This window comes from Arsenicibacter sp. R0_47, assembly GCF_057652235.1.
The window spans coordinates 1-17,965 of sequence record NZ_JBYFCJ010000045.1 but is presented as its reverse complement, the minus strand read 5'-3'; the positions used below and the strand labels follow the sequence as shown (position 1 = coordinate 17,965).

The window sequence follows — 17,965 nt, the reverse complement described above, 5'->3', positions numbered from 1 at the left end:
CTTTGGCCGTGATTTTTCACGTTATGAACAGTCCCTGAAGTTTCAATCAGGCAATACGGTATATCATGTATTAGGGGTAGCTGACACATTTGGGGTATATCCGCCACTTGAAGCCTATAATTGACTTATAGTTAAATAGTTATATAAATTAAACCACCTGCACTTAAGATCAGTTTCACCGTTTTGGCTAAACGGCGTTCAAAACGCCTCCATTTCACTTCCAAACACTATCTCTCGCCGTAGTTTTGCCTTTAAAGGTGTTTTCTGCCATAAAAGCATCAAAATTTTACGCTTTTACACGCACCTTAACAGTAAAATTTCTGACTACAATAATCGAACGTTAAAGGCATGAATTTCCACGTAAGTAGTTCTATAAAAGCCTGTTAAACCTATTACGTGGCGAAAAGGGCGGTTTTGTGTTAACTACCCCTTATTTACCATTAACATGTAATTGATATGGCCCATTATTTTATGTTTACGACTGCCAATTTTCAATGCAATCACCTATTCTCTTTATTCTGGCAGACCATATCTTATAATTTATGTAAGCCTGAATTGCCACGATCAAGACCAGACCAACAAGCATCCAGTTTTTCTCAGTGTTGAGCTCTACGGAAGAAACAAAGAAAATTAATAGGCAAATCAATGAGACCGTCCGTGTCAGCAAGGAAACCATAGCGTATCCTTTAAGTTTTTTGTGATATTTAGTCATCGACTGCAAGATATCTTCTCCTGATACTATGTTTTTTGCGGCCAGGTAGCCCATCAAGCTATGGATGATGACCAGAAGAAAAGATCCTACAAGTAATAAATTGGCGTATAACGGTTTTTTGTCCCCATCAAACATCGTGTAGTAAACAGCCAGAAACAGGAGGTACGACACCATTTCTATGGCAAGCCGCAGTCTGATAGCATTTAACTGGTTATTACCTTTTTTTATCATTGGCTGCTCGTTCATGCTGGTATTTTCCAGCTTAAGGTTTTTCCAATCGTTTTTCAGTTCATCAATATTCATTTTGCTGGATTTAATGTTTTTTTTAACCTGGACCTAATCCTTCCCATCTTTACGGCAATGTGGTTCTCGCTCAATCCCGTTATTTCTGCCATCTCGCGATAGTCGAAGTCTTCGAAATACAATGCGAGTAATGCCCTGTCTGCTTCATTTAGCGTTTTTAGTATGAAAAACAGCTGCTGCTCTCTTTCCCGATTTTCATAATCTATGTTACTGTCTTCCTTGTCAGGTAATTGCTCTGTAAATGATAATATTATACGCTTCTTTCGGTAAGAGGCCATTGCAGTGTTAAGGGCAACTCTGTAGATCCAGGTACTTTGCCTGGCTTTTCCCTCGAATTTTGGGAAAGACTGCCACAACTGTAAAACGATCTCTTGAAAAAGATCCTCTCGGTCCTCAGGGCTGTCCCGGTAAAGACGTGACACCTTGTGAATGGTGGCTTTATGCATGGCGATCATCTCCAAAAACTGTCTTTCCATGCTATTTATTTTTGACAAAACGAATGAATTGTCCCTTTACATTGGCTTTAAGGCCTTTAATGCTGTCATCTATATCTTTTTCAAATTCAATTTGCACGGGCACCTTTTTGCCAAAAAACACAGAGCTATCCGAGGGATACAACTCAAAGAATGGATTTTGGCCCATTTTCGCATAGAGTTGCTCCCCTTTCAAAAAAATAGCTAGTTGATGGCCATTATCCGCAGTGTATGTTCCCTGGAATTTGTCAAGCTGCGATTCTTCCATTATTATCGGGGTACGCACAACCGGCATATCAAACCTGTCTCCGAAAACGATGCTTTCAATATCAGACTGCATTTCCCCGACAGGCAAAGTGGATACATTACTGAGGATAACCACAGAAATCTTTGCATTTGGATAGTATCCCGAAATAGCAGAACATCCAAAAGTACCTCCACCGGTAAAATTAAAGTCCCTTTCCCGGTCTGAGGTTCTCCTGAGAAACCAGCCATAACCGTATGACTCGCTACGTCCGTTAACGGGTTGTGAGTTCTGAATGGTGAACAGCTGGTCAGTGACCATTTTGTTAAAATAACCACTACCATTTAAGGCATTGTTCCACTTTGATAGATCGCCCGCAGTTGAATACATGTTGCCAGACCCCTTCATTAAAGAATAGTCCCGGTGTGGTGCGGCGATCAGTCGATTTGCCAGTTGATGATATGGGGAAACCATTCCTTTAATAATATCTGTTGCATTGCCTACTCCTGTGTGATCCATATGCAATGGAGCTGTAATTTTCTCCCTTAGGATAGCATCATAACTTTTGTGGTAAACTATTTCCAGAATACTTGCCAGAATAAAGTATCCAGGACTGGAATATTGCGTCTTGCCCCCCGGAACAGACAATAGCCTCAGTTTGAAAATCTCTTCTGTGGCCTGCCGGTCCGAGAGTGGAAGAAACGAAATTTTGTCCCGGTAATCTGCTATCCCTTCGTTGTGTGGAAGGCCGGAGGTGTGGGTAAGCAATTGTCTGATAGTTATTTCACTCCAATCTGATTGGCCAAGTTGGGGGTAATACTTCCGGAGTTGATGGTCGAGCGTTAATTTATTCTCTCCGGCAGCTAACACTACCAACATAGCAGTAAACTGTTTGGTAATTGATGCTATCCGAAATACAGGATCGGAAGAAAACCCTGCGTCGAGCTCAAATGACGCTTTTCCTACGGACCGTCGATAGATTATACTATCATTGCCGGCAATCATGACTGTACCGTTAAAGCCAATTGATTGCTGCTGTACGTTTAGATAACGGTCAAGCAAATCAGTCTGTTCTTTTTGAATCTGGGCGGAGGATCTTGTCTGAAGCCCAATGGCACAAATAAAGGCGAGTATAAAAAAAAATAGTCTGTTCATCTTTTTCCTGTTAATACGCACCATTAGTTGCGATTTATTGAAAAAGATGACAGGTGATAAAGAAATATTTAATTACTGATTACAAATACTCGTGAGGTAAGCCAACCGTTACCATAACCTGAGCGGAGTCTAAAGGTAGCGACCATCTTTAATCCGCATCAATTTATCCAGTACCGGATACCGGTCGGCCACCAGGGAATGGGAAATTTCGTACGAATGTTGGCCGCCCTCCAAATTTGGGTTTTGGGCGTAAAAACAGGGGTATACCGGTACTTTCAGAGAGTGGGAATTAACGGATCTGTTGCTGTGTCAGCCAATGGGAGGGGTCATATGGGCCAGCCGGGCGATGAATAACGTATTCTTAATCCCCTAAGCCAGACGTTGTAACGGTGGGTTAACAGTCTCACAAAACCCTCCTTTCAGGATACGAAGCATCAATCAGGCTTCATTTAGTAGGTTACTGTCTCTGTATCCTAGTAGTAAAAAAACGCTTTCATTGCATGCTATTGTCCCAAACTTGCTAACTTTTGTCCCAAACGATGCAGGCTCTTCCTCCCATTGCGTGCTACCTTTGGCTGCTTGCTTTCTCTTTTAACTTCACCGCCCATGAAACCCTTTACGCTTTTCCTCATCGCCTGGCTAACCAGTTACCTGACCAGCTTCGCCCAGACCAACTATTCCGACAAATTGGACCAATACATGCAGGCCCAAGTCAGCGTCAATCAATTTAATGGCAATATCCTGGTGGCTAGTAAAGGAAAAATCCTCTACCAGAAGGCGCTGGGTTATGCCAATTTTGACACCAAGGTGCCGCTCTCTACCAACTCCCTGTTTGAACTGGCTTCGGTTTCCAAACAGTTTACCGCTATGAGCATCCTGCTGCTGAAGCAACAGGGTAAACTCCGCCTGGCGGATAGTCTGCGGGCCTACTTTCCGGAACTGCCTTACCACGGCGTCACCATCCGCCACCTGCTGACCCATACCTCCGGCTTACCTGACTATATGGAGGTGATGCTGGAATCTGGTTGGGATTCCAGCAAAATAGCCTTTAATCAAGACATGATCCGGTTTCTAGCCCAAAAGAAACCGGCGGCTCTTTTTAAGCCCGGTGCCCAATGGGCCTATTCCAATACGGGCTACGCGCTGCTGGCCTCGATCGTGGAGAAAGTATCCGGGCAACCGTTCGCCCAGTTTACCCGGCAGTATATCTTTCAACCCCTGGGCATGACCCGCTCCCGGATTTACAATACGCGCCGGTCCACCCAGGAGGTGATTCCGGATTACGCCTACGGCTATCAGTATTCGAAAAGCCGAAACCAATACCTGCTACCGGATAGTATACCGACAGAACGGTATGTCTATTGTTTGGACGGTATTCAAGGTGACGGCACGGTGAATAGTACCCTGGGCGATTTATTCAAATGGGATCGGGCCCTGAAAAACCACACGCTCCTGCCAGAAACCGTCCAACAGGAGATGCTCAGCGGGCAGGCTCTCATGGATTCGGCCAATAAGGTTTATTACGGCTACGGAATCATGATCGGGGAAGCGGACAATCAGAAGTTGCTCTCACACGGTGGGGGCTGGCCGGGTTACTCGACCTGGCTGGGTCGGTTCGTGGCCGATGATGTCACCATCATTCTGTTGGCCAATAATGATAAGCTCCCGGCTATGGTTGCGGATATAAAGGCTATTGTGAATAACAAGCCGGTTACCATGCCCCGAAAACGCACGCCAATCGTTCTGGATGACACTACTTTGGATAAGTACATTGGGGTGTATGAAGGCCCCTGGAACAATGCCCCTGCGATGACGTTCACCGTCACCCGGGAAGGCAATCAGTTGTTTCACCAACGGACGGGTGGGGGAAAACTGGCCATTGACCCGGAAACACCGACGCAATTTTTCTTCCGAACGGTGAATGGCCAGCTGGAATTTGTCTTGGATGGTTCGGGTAAAGTAGTCAAGCGTTTGGTAACCATGGAAGGAATAACGACCGAAGCCAGGAAACTAAACTAAACAGGCCGCTACGTTCAGTTAACCAATCTCTTTAATTCTCACAAAAAGGCTCCCGATCTGAGACAAAGACGGCCTGAATTGAACAGGCATTTACTGTGACATAAATTGCGCAGTTACAGGCCGCTTTTCTTCTCCATTTCAGCCGGATAACGAGCGCCCTGAATCGGGATGGCTGAAGCCGCTTTTTCAATCTGGTCAAGATCATCCTGAGTCAGCTGTAGCTTTACGGCTGCCAGATTCTCTTCCAGACGGTTTAATTTCGTCGTACCCGGAATGGGAACAATCCACGGCTTTCGGGCCAGCAACCAGGCCAGTGCAATCTGACCCGGTGTGGCATCCTTCTGCCCGGCTATCTGACCCAGCAGATCGACCAGGGCCTGATTCGCTTTCCGGTTTTCTTCCGAAAAGCGGGGCACGGTGCTGCGGAAATCGGTCTCATCAAACTGGGTGTCCGCGTTTATCGCCCCGGTCAGAAACCCTTTACCCAACGGACTAAAGGGAACAAAGCCGATACCCAGCTCTTCGAGTGTGGGCAAAATTTCTTTCTCAGGCTCCCGATACCAGAGTGAATACTCACTTTGCAGGGCCGTTACCGGCTGCACCGCGTGCGCCCGCCGAATGGTAGCAGCGCCCGCTTCCGACAGGCCAAAGTGTTTCACCTTACCGGCCTGAATCAACTCCTTAACCACTCCGGCTACCTCTTCGATGGGCACGGCCGGGTCAACGCGGTGTTGGTAATACAGGTCGATGACCTCTACACGCAGCCGTTTCAAAGACCCTTCCACCACCCGCTTAATATGCTCCGGCCGGCTATTGAGGGCATTCCACCGTCCGGTTGCTTCATTTTCAGAAGCGGGCACCCAGCCGAACTTGGTGGCAATCACCACCTGCCCGCGAAACGGCGCCAGGGCTTCGCCCAGCAGTTCTTCGTTCTGGTAGGGGCCATACACTTCAGCCGTATCAAAGAAGGTAACGCCCCGCTCAACGGCGGCCCTGAGCAAGGCAATCATCCCGGCTTTGTCTTTGGGCGGGCCATAAGACCAACTCATCCCCATACAGCCCAGGCCAAGGGCCGATACCTCCGGGCCACTGTTTGCTATTTGTCTTGTCTGCATGATAGCTTAGTCAGTTTTCGCGTCTTTAATGAGAGCAATGGCGTTGGAGATCCTGGGAAAACCAATGTAAGGGTATAGCTGCACCATCGCAGCCAGCAGCGTTTCTTTGCTGTTGCCAGCTTTCAGATTGCCAACCGCATGAGAGGTCATCTGCCGTTCGGTGCCGCCTAAGGTGGCCAGGCTACAGAAGATCATCAGTTCGCGGGTTTTCAGGTCCAGGCCCTCGCGGGTATAAAAATCCCCGAAACAGGACCCGGTTAACATCCGGGGAATCGCTTCGAAAAATTCCCCCGGCAGGGTTTTCATGTTCTGTTTCATGACGTCACCATAGAGCGGGGCCTGTTTTTCGCGTCCCCGCTCAAAGCGCTCACCTTCCTTCACGGTTGCCTTAGCTTCCAGAGGCAGTTTAATGCCCCGGCTTTTAAACACCTTGTTGATGATTTCTACGGCGTTGAGCACTTTGGGGAAACCGATAAAGGGGGCGCATTGATAGACCACTTCCCGAATCTGAACCGGTGTTACGCCGATGTTGAGGGCGGCCCGGGTGTGGGCCGTTAACTGGGGCAGGGTCTGGTTGGTCGTGAGCGCGGTGATGGTAATCAATTCCCGTGTTTTGTCATCCAGATTACCCGTGTAAAACACTTCGCCGAAAATGAACCGTTGCAGGATGGTCATCAGTTCGGGATCGGTTTTGCCGGCCGTGACGGGCTGCCCGAACAGTTCTTCGTATTTTTTCCGGGCTCGTTCAGTTCGGGTCGTATCCATTGCGTTTTTCAGGGATGGTTTGTTTAAATTCTGACCCGACACTGACCCCGATAAAAGTAACGTCAGGGTGAGGGGCAACAGTATGTGCTTCATACAAAGGCTTAATGTATGTGATCGATAATAAGAAGCGATTAATTCATTGAATACCGTTCGTTGTTAAGTGACCGGTATTCGTTGGGCGACTGCCCCACGCGCTGCTTAAAGAGCCGGGTAAAATGCTGGGGGTACCTGAAACCCATTTCATAGGCGATTTCACTGATCGACTTGCTGAGATCAAACACGCGTTCTTTGGCCAGTTCGATAACCTTAGCCTGGATATAGTCCTGAGCTGACAGGCCTGTTTCTTTCTTCACCAGATCACCGAAATAGTTGGCCGACAAATGGAGCTGGCCGGCGCAATAGCCCACGGTAGGTAGCCCTGTTGTCTGGGGCTTATCGGTCTGAAAGTAAGCATCCAGGAGCGCTTCAAAGCGGACCAGCACATCTTTGTGAACATGGTCACGGGTGATAAACTGCCGGTCGTAGAAGCGCAGGCAGTAATTCAACAGGAGCTCGATAGCACTCACGATCAGCCGCTTGCTGTGCTTATCAATGGGGTGATTCAGTTCCTCGTCTATCTTGCGAAAGCCATCCAGCACCAGCGCCCGTTCCCGTTCAGACAGATGTAATGCTTCGTTCACGTCATACCCGAAAAAGCTGTAGTCTTTAATGTGCTGGCTCAGGGCCGTACCCCGAATCAGATCGGGGTGAAAGGCCAGGGCCCACCCCGTAGGCTGCACCCGTCCGTCCTCGCTTTCTTCCAGACCAGACACCTGTCCCGGTGCGATAAACAGCATCGTTCCTTCGTCATAATCGTACTGCTGACGGCCATAGACCAATGGCGCACAACGGGCTTGTTTGAGAAACACGATGTACAGCTCCGACAGCCACCGGCCCGTTTGCACGGGCGTGGATCGGGACTGATCCAGCACGCAGACTAATGGATGCAGTACCGGCTGGCCGCGCTCAGCAGTAAACTGAGCTACACGCTGAATCTTTCGTATCTTGTCCATCTACTTACGTTTCGTTAGCGGTCTGAGCATAAACGGCTCACCGGGCGCCAGCACCCTGATCCTTCCCGGATTGACAATTGCTTTCGCCAATCGGGCCGGGTCACCGTTAAAAGGGGTAAAGTCCGGAGCATCTACCGAACCCCAGTGGCATAACAACAGCGGGGTGTCCGGATACGCATTGGCGACTTTCACCGCGCCCTCAAAGGTGAAGTGCCATTCACTATCCGAAAAATCAAAGAAGATAGCATCTGGGGCGGGCATACTCAGATGGCCGGGTGTCAGGCGGGAATCGCCGGGTGCCCAGATCGTCCCGTCAGGCGTTTGAATCCAGAAACCACAATAATCTTCCGGTTTAAAAAAACGTCTGGCCGTACCCGGATACGCATTTTGCCATTGATGATCGGCGGGCGTCAGGCTAACCTTGACCGGACCAATGCTGAAGGTGTCGCCAATCCCATGTCCGGACGAGGGAAAGTTTTCATTTCTCATCAGGGAATCAACGTACCGTGTCGAATGATAGGCACGTGTTACAGCGGCGATATCCCGGCAGGTTGGTATACTGAAATGGTCGTTATCGCTATGGGTTATCAACACTGCATCCAGCCGGGGAATGGCTTTCGGGGTAATCGGCGCATCAATTAATACAGGCATATCAAAGCCTTCCAGCACCGGGTCGACCATAAATGTAGTTCCCCTGGCGTTGACCAGAAAGCCGGCAAAGCCCAGCCATCGGATCGTTGTCTGCTTTGATGGTCCGAATGCTTCGGCGCCAAAAGTCTGCGTGTGGGGTGCGCGGGCCTGATACTTCTTCCCTGGCGAAGGAGGCGCTGTGGTACCGGTTGCGGTTTGGGCATAGCCTGCATGGGTCAATCCCGCAAGTAACGCTAAGCCAATGGCTATTGCCTGAGGTCTCATGTTTCTGTTCATCAATGAGATTTACGCTCTTTTAGTAGAAACAAAGGTCGGACGAATCCATGAACCCGTTTGTATACCCATTACAGGTTTACCTACCATAATTACGGATTGTATGAGCTAAATGAGGCTCCATGAAAGCGCAGATCGCAGATTGGGAGCACTATCGGGGAGCCTTATTTCGCCGGGGACCATTTACTGATGGACTGGAGAAAACAAAATCCCTCTTACAGTACAAAACCTGTGCCCGTCCTGAAAAAAACAATCTCAAAAACGGCTCGGGATTGATTTCAGAACGGCTTTTTATGGTCTGACAGATGATAGAGAAATTAGTACACATCAGCCCGGTCTCCCAACCTGCCTGACCCTGATAAACCCGTAAAAATGGTAGTAATACCTGTAATCTGTATACCACCTTCCTGAAACAGGATTCCGACTTTTGTAAGGGATATTCTTCTGGTAAAATATGCCATTAAACGCTTACTGAAAAGAACGATAATAAACCCGGACGCTGTGGCTACATTCAATCTAAATGTTAACGGTAAAAACAAGCGGGTAGACGTTGACCCCTCAACGCCCGTCCTTTGGGTCCTGCGCGACCATCTCGACCTCACAGGCACCAAATACGGCTGCGGTATGGCTCAGTGTGGAGCCTGCACTGTACACCTGAATGGTACAGCGGTTCGTTCCTGCCAATTGCCTGTATCAGCTGTGGGCAAGCAAATAATCACTACCATTGAAGGACTTTCGGCCGCTGGAGAACATCCCGTGCAGAAAGCCTGGCTCGAACACGATGTTGCCCAGTGTGGCTATTGTCAGGCCGGGCAGATCATGAGCGCGGCTTCGCTGCTGAAAACGAATCCAAAACCTACCGACGAAGATATTGACAATGCCATGTCAGGAAACATTTGTCGCTGTGGGACGTACCTGCGGATCAAAGATGCCATCAAATCAGCCGCCGGCATGTAATCGTCTGTTGTTGAACCGCAAACACAACCTTGACCATGAATACTAACAAAAAGAACTATACCAGGCGATCGTTCCTTAAATCGTCCCTGCTTTCGGGCGGGGGGCTGATGCTCAGTGTAAGCTGGTTGTCGAACGCAAACGCGGCCACCGACAAATTGCAGGCACTTAACCTGACGGGGCCGGCGGATGAATGGGTGCAGATGAATGGCTACATCCGGATTACGCCTGATAATGTTATCAAACTGATTTGCCCTAACCCGGAATTCGGGCAGAACGTCATGACATCGCTGCCCATGATGGTGGCCGAAGAACTCGACGCTGACTGGAAGGCTGTCGTGGTGGAGATGGGACCACACGACAATACTAAACTAGGACCACAGTTTACCGGAGGCAGCAATTCAGTACGGATGTACTGGAAGCCCCTGCGCGAAGCCGGGGCAGCGGCCCGCCAAATGCTGTGTGAGGCAGCCGCCCAAACGTGGAATGTACCGGTCGCTGAAGTGACCACAAAAGCGGGTGTTCTCTATCACACCAGTGGTAAATCGGCGAAATATGGTGAAATGGCGTCAAAAGCCGCTATCATCCCTGTGCCCAAAGGCATGAAGCTGAAGGCTCCGAAAGACTTTACGATTGTCCGGAAACCGGCCAAAAATGTAGAAGGTAAAAAAATAGTTACCGGCCAGCCACTGTTTGGACTCGATTACCGGGTGGAGGGGATGCTCATCGCCATGATTCAGCATCCGCCCGCTTTCGGGATGAAACTAAAATCCTTCGATGCGTCGCAGGCCCTGAAAATGCCGGGCATCAAAGACGTGTTCAGCCTTAAATTGTACGAAGATGGTTTCGAGCAGGGCGGTTTTGATACGCGTTCGTTCAACGATCTGCTGGTGGTAGCGGGCAAAAGCACCTGGGAGGTTATGAACGCCCGTAAAAAGCTGAAGGCAGAATGGGTACCGGCGGGCGACACCAAAGATACGATAATGGGTCGGGGCGGTAAACGGGAGGTTATTGTCCCGGGTGCACTGGAAAGTACCGACGTGCAGCTCCGGAACATGCAGCAGTATGCTCAGAAACCGGCGCAGCAACTACGGAAAGACGGCGATCCAGAAACGGCGTTTAAGCAGGCGGCTCAGGTCATCGAACGAACCTATAATGCCCCGTTTCTGGCTCACAACTGCATGGAGCCTATGAATTTCTTCGCTCATGTGACTGAGGGAAAAGCCCTCGTAGCAGGACCCTTGCAGGCTCCCGGCTGGATGGAGCCGACGCTGGCGAAGCTGCTGGAGCTGCCCGCCGACAAGATCGAGATTCAGATGACGCGGATGGGTGGAGGTTTCGGCCGACGTGCCTACGGACAGTACGTCTACGAAGCAGCTCTGATTTCCCGGCACCTTAAAGCACCCGTCAAGCTGATGTACACCCGCGAAGATGACATGACCTATGGCATCTATCGCCCTATGTACACGGCGACCTACCGGGCCGCGCTGGACAAAGACAAGAACCTGATTGCCTTTCACGTAAAAGGTGGGGGCATTCCCGAGAACCCGATTCACGCCAACCGTTTCCCGGCCGGAGCCGTGGACAATTACCTGGCCGAGGGCTGGGAGATTCCCTCGAACATCACCATTGGGGCATTCCGGGCTCCGCGTTCCAACTTCAACGCGGCCGCAGAGCAATCGTTTCTCGACGAAGTAGCCGAAGCGATGGGCAAGGACCCCATTGAGTTCCGGCTGGAACTGCTGAAACGGGCGAAAGAGACCCCCGTTGGTAAAAACAACGAATACGATGCTGACCGGTACGCCGGGGTGCTGAAGCTGGTCCGGGACAAGTCGGACTGGGGTAAGCCGGGCAATGAGAAGTATCACCGGGGAGTAGCAGCTTATTTCTGCCACAACTCGTACGCAGCCCACGTAGTCGACATGGTCACCCGCGATGGTGAGCCGTACGTAGAACGCGTATTCAGCGCCATGGACTGCGGCATTGTCGTTAATCCCGACGCAGCTAAAAACATGGTGCAGGGGGCCGTGGTGGATGGGATCGGGAATGCGTTGTACGGTGCGTTGACGCATAAGAATGGGGCGGCTGAGCAGAGTAACTTCCACAACTACCGGATGATCCGCCACAACGAAGCCCCTAAACGGATTGACGTATCTTTTGTGGAAAACGACATTGATCCCACGGGTCTGGGCGAGCCGCCGTTCCCGCCGGTGTTCGGGGCCGTAGCCAATGCCTTATATAAAAACCGGGGTAAGCGGTTCTACAACCAACCGTTTAAGCCTGAAATAGACAAATCAACGCAGGGATAAACAGCAGGTTCGGGAGACAAGCCCGCGATGTTGAAACACGATGAAAAAACTTGTATTAGGCGAACAGTGCCGAAGTACCTGCTGGCTTCATCAATGCCACATCAAAAGAAGACTTGCTTTCGCCGTTCGGGGCCTGGAGGGACGAAATAGTAAAGGCTTGCCTGGGTGGCCTGTTTATGTTCCTGAAAAAGAAGAGGTCTTCGGGTTTCGTGCGGACGGTTCAGCCGCCAACACTCCCGACTCCCGCAAAGCCTGACTGGATGTGATGGAAAAGGCCGCCAAACCCTCAAAGCCCAACTAAGCAACGAGCACGGTTATAATAACAGCGAACGGCCAGAGTTTAGCAGAGTTGCCGGAAATGACCAGTAAAACAGACTTTTTAATTCAGATTCCGGTACTCAGCAGGAGATTGGCCGACGCGTTGCTTAAACAACCGGATAAAGTGCTGGGAGTATTTAAAGCCTAAATCAAAGGCGATTTGACTCACCGATTTGCTTTGGTCAAACATGCGCTCTTTAGCAACGTCGATCAGTTTAGCCTGGATATATTCCTGGGCCGTCCGGCCGGTTTCCTTCTTGATCAGATCCCCGAAGTAATTGGCCGATAAATGCAGCTGGTCAGCACAGTATGCTACTGAAGGTAACCCGATTGTCTGTGGCTTATCACTCGCAAAATAGGTATTCAGCAAGGCTTCAAACCGCTCCAGTACGCCTGAATTAACGTGGGTGCGGGTAATGAACTGTCGTTCGTAAAACCGGGTGCAATAATTCAGAAATAATTCAATGTTGGAGACAATGAGCCGTTTGCTGTGTTTGTCAATAGCGTGTTCGAGTTCGTAATCAATCTTGGACAGACAGTCAAGTACCATGTCCCGTTCGCGCCTGGAGAGGTGAAGGGCCTCATTGGACTGGTAGCTAAAGAACGAATAGTCCTGGATATGACGGCCCAGGTGCGTGCCGTGGATCAGATCGGGATGAAACACCAGTGCGTTTCCTTTCGGCTGATAGGTTTCGCCATTACTGTTGATGCCGGCCACCTGCCCGGGTCCCAGAAACACCAGCGTTCCTTCCTGATAATCATAGGTGTGCCGTCCGTACACCATATCGCCGCATCTGACGTCTTTGAGAAAGATAGTATAGAAGCCGAAATACATCCGGGAGCCTTGTCGGGGGGCGGCCTTCGACAAATCGACTACGTTCACCAGCGGATGGCGCGTTTCGTTGTTGTTGAAGTTATTGTAGTCGCTGATCGTCTCAAAGCGTCGCAGGGTATCCATATTACTCTTTATTTTATGCTTATCAAAAGTACGGCTTTCCTTGAGCCTGCACCAGCCCGTAAGTCCCCATCTGTAATTCTGGTAGTTTTCTCCGTAATCTGTATACCACTTGCATAGTCAAATGGGCCGACCTTTGTCCTGTAAATAGCGGATGCCTATGCAATACGTAACCTTAAATAATGGCGTTCAGATGCCCATCCTGGGCTTTGGCGTCTTTCAGGTGCCTGATTTAGCCGAATGTGAACGGAGTGTACTGGATGCCATCCGGACGGGCTACAGGCTGATTGATACAGCGGCTTCGTATGGAAACGAAGAAGCGGTTGGTAAGGCTATTAGGCTAAGTGGTGTACCCAGAGAAGAACTGTTTATTACGACCAAACTCTGGATACAGTCCGACGGTTATGAGGGTACGAAGAAGGCCTTCGATACATCCATGAAAAAGCTGCAACTGGAGTATCTTGATTTGTACCTGATGCACCAGCCGTATGGGGATGTGTATGGCGAATGGCGGGCCATGCAGGAGTTGTACAAAGAAGGCAGGGTTCGGGCAATTGGCGTGAGTAACTTCCACCCCGACCGGCTGATTGACCTGATCGTTCATAATGAGGTCGTACCAGCCGTGAACCAGATTGAAACACACCCGTTTCACCAGCAACTGGACACTCACCGGTTTCTGATCGGCAACAATGTTCAGATTGAGTCGTGGGGGCCGTTTGCGGAGGGTAAAAATGATCTGTTCCACAATGAACTTCTAGGATCAATTGCAACAAAATACAACAAATCGATTGCCCAGGTTGTCCTGCGCTGGCTAACGCAGCGGGGCGTAGTGGCTATTCCTAAATCGGTGCGTAAAGAGCGAATGGCCGAGAATTTTAACAGCCTCGATTTTGAGCTTAGTGCCGGGGACATGGATATCATTAAAGCCCTTGATACAAAGGCCAGCCTGTTCTTCGACCACCGTGATCCGGCCATGGTGAAGTGGCTGGGCGAACGGAAACTGGCCGGTTAACCCCCTGAAACGAGGCCCGTACCAATTAATCTATCATAAACGAATAAAAATCAGCATGAAAGCATTCATCCTTGGACTAAGTTTTTTCACTATGAGCCTGGTATCGTCCTTCGCTCAGACCAATTCAGCTCCTGCGAAAGCCGAACAGGAAGTTATCAATATCTCGAAGGAAAAGTGGCAGTGGATGGCCGATAAGGATGTAGACAAACTAGCCCGGCTTTTTGACGACAAGGCAAAATTTGTCCACATGAGTGGCACCTGGAAAAAGGCCGAGGAACTCGACATCATTAAGACCGGCAGTATCTGGTACCGCAAAGCTGATGTACACGATACTGCGGTCGAGCTTTTTGACAACACGGCTATCATCTGGAGCCGGATTACCCTGGAGTCTACAGTTCGGGGCAGTGAGGCAAAAGTTGAGTTTACCGTTACCGAAGTCTACCAAAAACAGCGTAAAGACTGGAAACTGTTAGCGCTGACGTTTAGTAGTGTGCGGGACACCCACGTGATTAAACACTAATCAATGGCAGGAACGCAAACTATGGAAACGCGTACATTAGGCACTAACGGTCTGACCGTATCCGCCCTTGGGCTGGGGTGTATGGGACTTAATTTTGGCTATGGCCCGGCCACCGAAAAAGGAGAAGCCATTAAACTGATCCGGACAGCCGTTGAGCAGGGCGTTACTTTCTTCGATACGGCTGAAGTATATGGCCCCTATACCAACGAGGAAGTGGTTGGCGAAGCCCTTGAACCCTTTAAGGGTAAGGTGGCCATTGCCACTAAGTTCGGCTTCAGCTTCCGGGATGGAAAACAAACCGGACTCAATAGCCGTCCTGAAAATATCCGGGCGGTTGCCGAAGCATCCCTGAAACGGCTGAGAGTCGAGGTCATCGACTTGTTTTATCAACACCGCGTTGATCCTGCTGTACCGATTGAAGATGTAGCTGGTGCGGTAAAAGAACTGATTCAGGAAGGAAAGGTCAGGCATTTTGGTTTATCGGAAGCCGGTGTCAAGACCATTCGCCGGGCTCATGCGGTGCAAGCCGTGGCGGCTCTGCAAAGTGAATATTCCCTCTGGTGGCGCGAACCTAAAGAAGAAATCCTGCCTGCTCTGGAAGAACTGGGTATTGGCTTTGTGCCGTTCAGTCCGCTGGGTAAAGGCTTTCTGACCGGTAAAATAGACGAAACAACGGCTTTCGATAAAGCGGATTTCCGCAACACGGTTCCCCGTTTTTCGGAAGAAAACCGTAAAGCGAACGCAGCACTGGTCGACTTACTCGGCAGCATCGCCAGCGAGCACAGGGCCACACCCGCTCAAATCGCGCTGGCCTGGTTGTTAGCCCAAAATCCGTGGATTGTCCCCATTCCGGGCACGACCAAAGTTCACCGGCTGGAAGAGAACCTGGGGGCTGTTAACCTGACACTGAGTGCCGGTGATCTGGCATCTATTGCAGCGGCTCTTTCCCGCATCGACGTGCAGGGCGGACGGTATTCCGTGCAGGCGCAAAAGATGATTGACCGCTAGTTCAATCAGTGAATTGGACCTCAGCAACCGGATAAAACACATGAAGCAAACCTATGCACACTTTTGTAACAAGTATAATCGTTGGCATGCTCGTTATCTCTACCCGACTCAACGCGCAAAGTCCACTTCATCAACCACGAACCCTATCGCCAACCCGGCAAAGTATTGTCCTCATTTCATCGCTTACAGCCAAAGGAGATCTGCAAAACCTGCAACAGGCTCTGCGTAACGGTCTGGATGCAGGACTGACCGTGAATGAAATTAAGGAAGTGCTGGTCCACTTATACGCCTATTGTGGTTTTCCCAGAAGTATCCGGGGCTTACAAACCCTGATAACGGTCCTGGAGGAGCGCAGGAAAAAAGGTATTTCCGATCCGACGGGCAGAGGAGCAACACCGGTCACCAGCCGCGAACGTAAATACGAACGGGGCAAAAAAATACTGGACACACTCACGGGTCAGCCTCAGACGGGGTCATCACCCGCTTACTCCACTTTTAGCCCCGAGATTGATGTCTTTTTAAAAGAGCACTTATTTGCCGATTTGTTTGAGCGGGACGTGCTGAACTATATTGACCGGGAACTGATCACGATTTCGGTACTGACCAGTATCGGGGGCGTCGAACCAATGCTGGCCAGTCATCTGGGTATCTGTCTGCATTTGACGCTAACCGAAGAGCAACTTCAACAGGCTTTCTCTCTAATGGAAACGGTCACCGGTAAAGCAGAAGCCGATGCAGGACGAGCGGTTTTAACGCAGGTTATGGCCTCCCGCCGGTAAGGAAAATACATAGGCAAGCCATCGCTTTTAAGCTGTACTATCATGAAATACAGGGTTTATGTTTTATCTTTTTTGCTGCCGTTGAGTGTATGCATCTATGAACAGGGCTATGCCCAACGTCAAACCGCTATCGTTGCAGATACAGGCACTATCTTTCCGAAAGGTGATCGGGCACCAGCGGGTAATTTTACCGGTAGGGTTTGGGTGCAGCAATTGATCCGGCCGGACAGTGCCTTCAATATTCCGGTAGGCTACGTCACCTTCGAGCCGGGTGCCCGCTCTTATTGGCATAGTCACCCTGGCGGCCAGGTTCTGCTTGCGATGGGCGGAATCGGGTATTATCAGGAGAAAGGGAAACCGGTTCAGATTCTGAGGAAGGGTGATGCGGTGAAATGCCCGCCCAACATCCCGCACTGGCACGGTGCTTCGCCAACTACTCCTTTTTTACAGGTTGCCATTACTCCCAATACTGCTGATGGACGGGTCATCTGGATGCAGCCGGTGACTGATCAAGAGTATAGGTCGGCAACGAAATAATGGAAGCTATTAGCCGCTTACAGATCATTTACGCATAGTGAGTAGTTTTGCGAAAAGGTACATAATTCGTTATCTGGAGCGACAGGCCTTTTTCGGGCTGTTTGCGATAGCGCTACAGATGCCGGTTAGATTGACCGTTTCGGCTACCGATAAGCCTCGCTCCGGGGCCTTTCTGACTTTGGCGAGCTTTTGTCTGGGCGGCCAATATGTTTTCCTTCGGCCTTTGCCGGCAGTTGACCCTCTCTGGTTTTCTTTAAAATACTCTCCCGATCCTACTCGGCCAGGGCGGCAAAAATTTGTAAGACCAACTTGCCCGCAGTCGTACTGCTGTCAACACCCGGATCTAATACTTTAAAGTAAATGCTTACTTATACGTTCCGGCAAATAATGTCATTACTCCCGGTGTCTATACGCTGACAGTCTACGGTACAAAGGGCTGCCCGACGGCCAATAGCAGTGTGGTTAGACCGTGTATGCATAGTATAAATGGATATATACAATGTAATGATAAACATACCGGTGCTCTGTTACCGGCATGTTTATGTCCCGTCCGGCAGATACAGACCCGGCATTACCGGGGAGTAAAATAGGATTCTTTTACTGGAAATAGTATCATATACGCTTTTAAGAGCCATTGGGTAACTATTGCGTTACAAATTTGTCATCTTTTGCTTTCCGGGTAAAAATTAGCGTTCAGCGTAATCGACGGCGCTGCAACTTCTGATCTTATCTGATTGTCCTGATCCCCCGAAAGTGAGCCAGTGAAAAGTAGAGTAAAAAAACTAACTTTCATTGGTAACCAAAAGGGAAA

17 protein-coding genes are annotated in these 17,965 nt (G+C 49.8%); 9 read left to right on the top strand and 8 right to left on the bottom strand.

Annotated features, from left to right (window positions below):
* Window positions 1-475 precede the first annotated feature (475 nt).
* From AC23NW_RS33950 to AC23NW_RS33940, 3 genes are read right to left on the bottom strand one after another with little or no spacing between them, the layout of a single operon-like run.
* Window positions 476-1,015 (bottom strand): hypothetical protein, encoded by a 540-nt coding sequence (locus AC23NW_RS33950; RefSeq protein WP_487455069.1) that lies wholly within the window; start codon window positions 1,013-1,015, stop codon window positions 476-478.
* Window positions 1,012-1,491: an RNA polymerase sigma factor gene (locus tag AC23NW_RS33945; RefSeq protein WP_487455068.1), complete on the bottom strand. Its 480-nt coding sequence runs from the start codon at window positions 1,489-1,491 to the stop codon at window positions 1,012-1,014. Before AC23NW_RS33945 ends, AC23NW_RS33950 begins: the two co-directional genes overlap by 4 nt.
* A 1-nt stretch (window position 1,492) precedes the next feature.
* Window positions 1,493-2,887 (bottom strand): serine hydrolase, encoded by a 1,395-nt coding sequence (locus tag AC23NW_RS33940; RefSeq protein ID WP_487455067.1) that lies wholly within the window; start codon window positions 2,885-2,887, stop codon window positions 1,493-1,495.
* A gap of 606 nt (window positions 2,888-3,493) precedes the next feature.
* On the opposite strand from AC23NW_RS33940, the gene AC23NW_RS33935 reads away from it, so the two are divergent.
* A complete protein-coding gene (locus AC23NW_RS33935) occupies window positions 3,494-4,906 on the top strand; it encodes a serine hydrolase (RefSeq protein WP_487455066.1) in 1,413 nt (470 codons plus the stop codon).
* A 113-nt stretch (window positions 4,907-5,019) separates the two neighbouring features.
* Here the strand turns inward: AC23NW_RS33935 and AC23NW_RS33930 are convergent, their stop codons facing one another.
* From AC23NW_RS33930 to AC23NW_RS33915, 4 genes are all read right to left on the bottom strand, one after another.
* On the bottom strand, window positions 5,020-6,021 hold the full coding sequence (locus AC23NW_RS33930; protein ID WP_487455065.1) for an aldo/keto reductase: 1,002 nt from the start codon (window positions 6,019-6,021) through the stop codon (window positions 5,020-5,022).
* A 6-nt stretch (window positions 6,022-6,027) separates the two neighbouring features.
* Window positions 6,028-6,786 (bottom strand): carboxymuconolactone decarboxylase family protein, encoded by a 759-nt coding sequence (locus AC23NW_RS33925; protein ID WP_487455064.1) that lies wholly within the window; start codon window positions 6,784-6,786, stop codon window positions 6,028-6,030.
* A gap of 131 nt (window positions 6,787-6,917) precedes the next feature.
* On the bottom strand, window positions 6,918-7,838 hold the full coding sequence (locus AC23NW_RS33920) for a helix-turn-helix domain-containing protein (RefSeq protein WP_487455063.1): 921 nt from the start codon (window positions 7,836-7,838) through the stop codon (window positions 6,918-6,920).
* On the bottom strand, window positions 7,839-8,753 hold the full coding sequence (locus AC23NW_RS33915; RefSeq protein ID WP_487455062.1) for an MBL fold metallo-hydrolase: 915 nt from the start codon (window positions 8,751-8,753) through the stop codon (window positions 7,839-7,841).
* Between the two features lie 131 nt (window positions 8,754-8,884).
* Between AC23NW_RS33915 and AC23NW_RS33910 the strand changes: the two genes are divergently transcribed.
* The 3 genes from AC23NW_RS33910 to AC23NW_RS33900 all read left to right on the top strand — a co-directional run bounded on the left by AC23NW_RS33910 (window position 8,885) and on the right by AC23NW_RS33900 (window position 12,025).
* Window positions 8,885-9,064, top strand: coding sequence for a hypothetical protein (locus AC23NW_RS33910; protein ID WP_487455061.1), 180 nt, complete (start codon window positions 8,885-8,887; stop codon window positions 9,062-9,064).
* A gap of 199 nt (window positions 9,065-9,263) precedes the next feature.
* Window positions 9,264-9,719 carry a (2Fe-2S)-binding protein gene (locus AC23NW_RS33905; RefSeq protein ID WP_487455060.1) on the top strand — a complete coding sequence of 152 codons (456 nt, stop codon included), beginning with the start codon at window positions 9,264-9,266 and terminating at the stop codon, window positions 9,717-9,719.
* A 35-nt stretch (window positions 9,720-9,754) separates the two neighbouring features.
* Complete coding sequence (locus AC23NW_RS33900) at window positions 9,755-12,025, top strand: xanthine dehydrogenase family protein molybdopterin-binding subunit (protein ID WP_487455059.1); 2,271 nt, start codon at window positions 9,755-9,757, stop codon at window positions 12,023-12,025.
* Between the two features lie 379 nt (window positions 12,026-12,404).
* Here the strand turns inward: AC23NW_RS33900 and AC23NW_RS33895 are convergent, their stop codons facing one another.
* On the bottom strand, window positions 12,405-13,301 hold the full coding sequence (locus AC23NW_RS33895; protein WP_487455058.1) for a helix-turn-helix domain-containing protein: 897 nt from the start codon (window positions 13,299-13,301) through the stop codon (window positions 12,405-12,407).
* Between the two features lie 157 nt (window positions 13,302-13,458).
* Here AC23NW_RS33895 and AC23NW_RS33890 point away from each other — a divergent pair, with 157 nt between their 5' ends.
* Genes AC23NW_RS33890 through AC23NW_RS33870 form a run of 5 tightly spaced genes read left to right on the top strand, consistent with a single transcriptional unit; the run spans window position 13,459 to window position 17,154 of the window.
* The gene (locus AC23NW_RS33890; RefSeq protein WP_487455057.1) at window positions 13,459-14,310 is read left to right on the top strand and encodes an aldo/keto reductase; all 852 of its coding nucleotides are present in this window, start codon (window positions 13,459-13,461) and stop codon (window positions 14,308-14,310) included.
* Window positions 14,311-14,365: 55 nt separating this feature from the next.
* Window positions 14,366-14,830 carry a nuclear transport factor 2 family protein gene (locus tag AC23NW_RS33885; RefSeq protein ID WP_487455056.1) on the top strand — a complete coding sequence of 155 codons (465 nt, stop codon included), beginning with the start codon at window positions 14,366-14,368 and terminating at the stop codon, window positions 14,828-14,830.
* Window positions 14,831-14,851: 21 nt separating this feature from the next.
* Window positions 14,852-15,838, top strand: a complete 987-nt coding sequence (locus AC23NW_RS33880; RefSeq protein ID WP_487455055.1) for an aldo/keto reductase — start codon at window positions 14,852-14,854, stop codon at window positions 15,836-15,838.
* A 53-nt stretch (window positions 15,839-15,891) separates the two neighbouring features.
* Entirely contained in the window at window positions 15,892-16,617 is a 726-nt protein-coding gene (locus tag AC23NW_RS33875) for a carboxymuconolactone decarboxylase family protein (RefSeq protein WP_487455054.1), read from the top strand.
* A 42-nt stretch (window positions 16,618-16,659) separates the two neighbouring features.
* A complete protein-coding gene (locus AC23NW_RS33870) occupies window positions 16,660-17,154 on the top strand; it encodes a cupin domain-containing protein (RefSeq protein WP_487455053.1) in 495 nt (164 codons plus the stop codon).
* The last annotated feature ends 811 nt before the right edge of the window (window positions 17,155-17,965 follow it).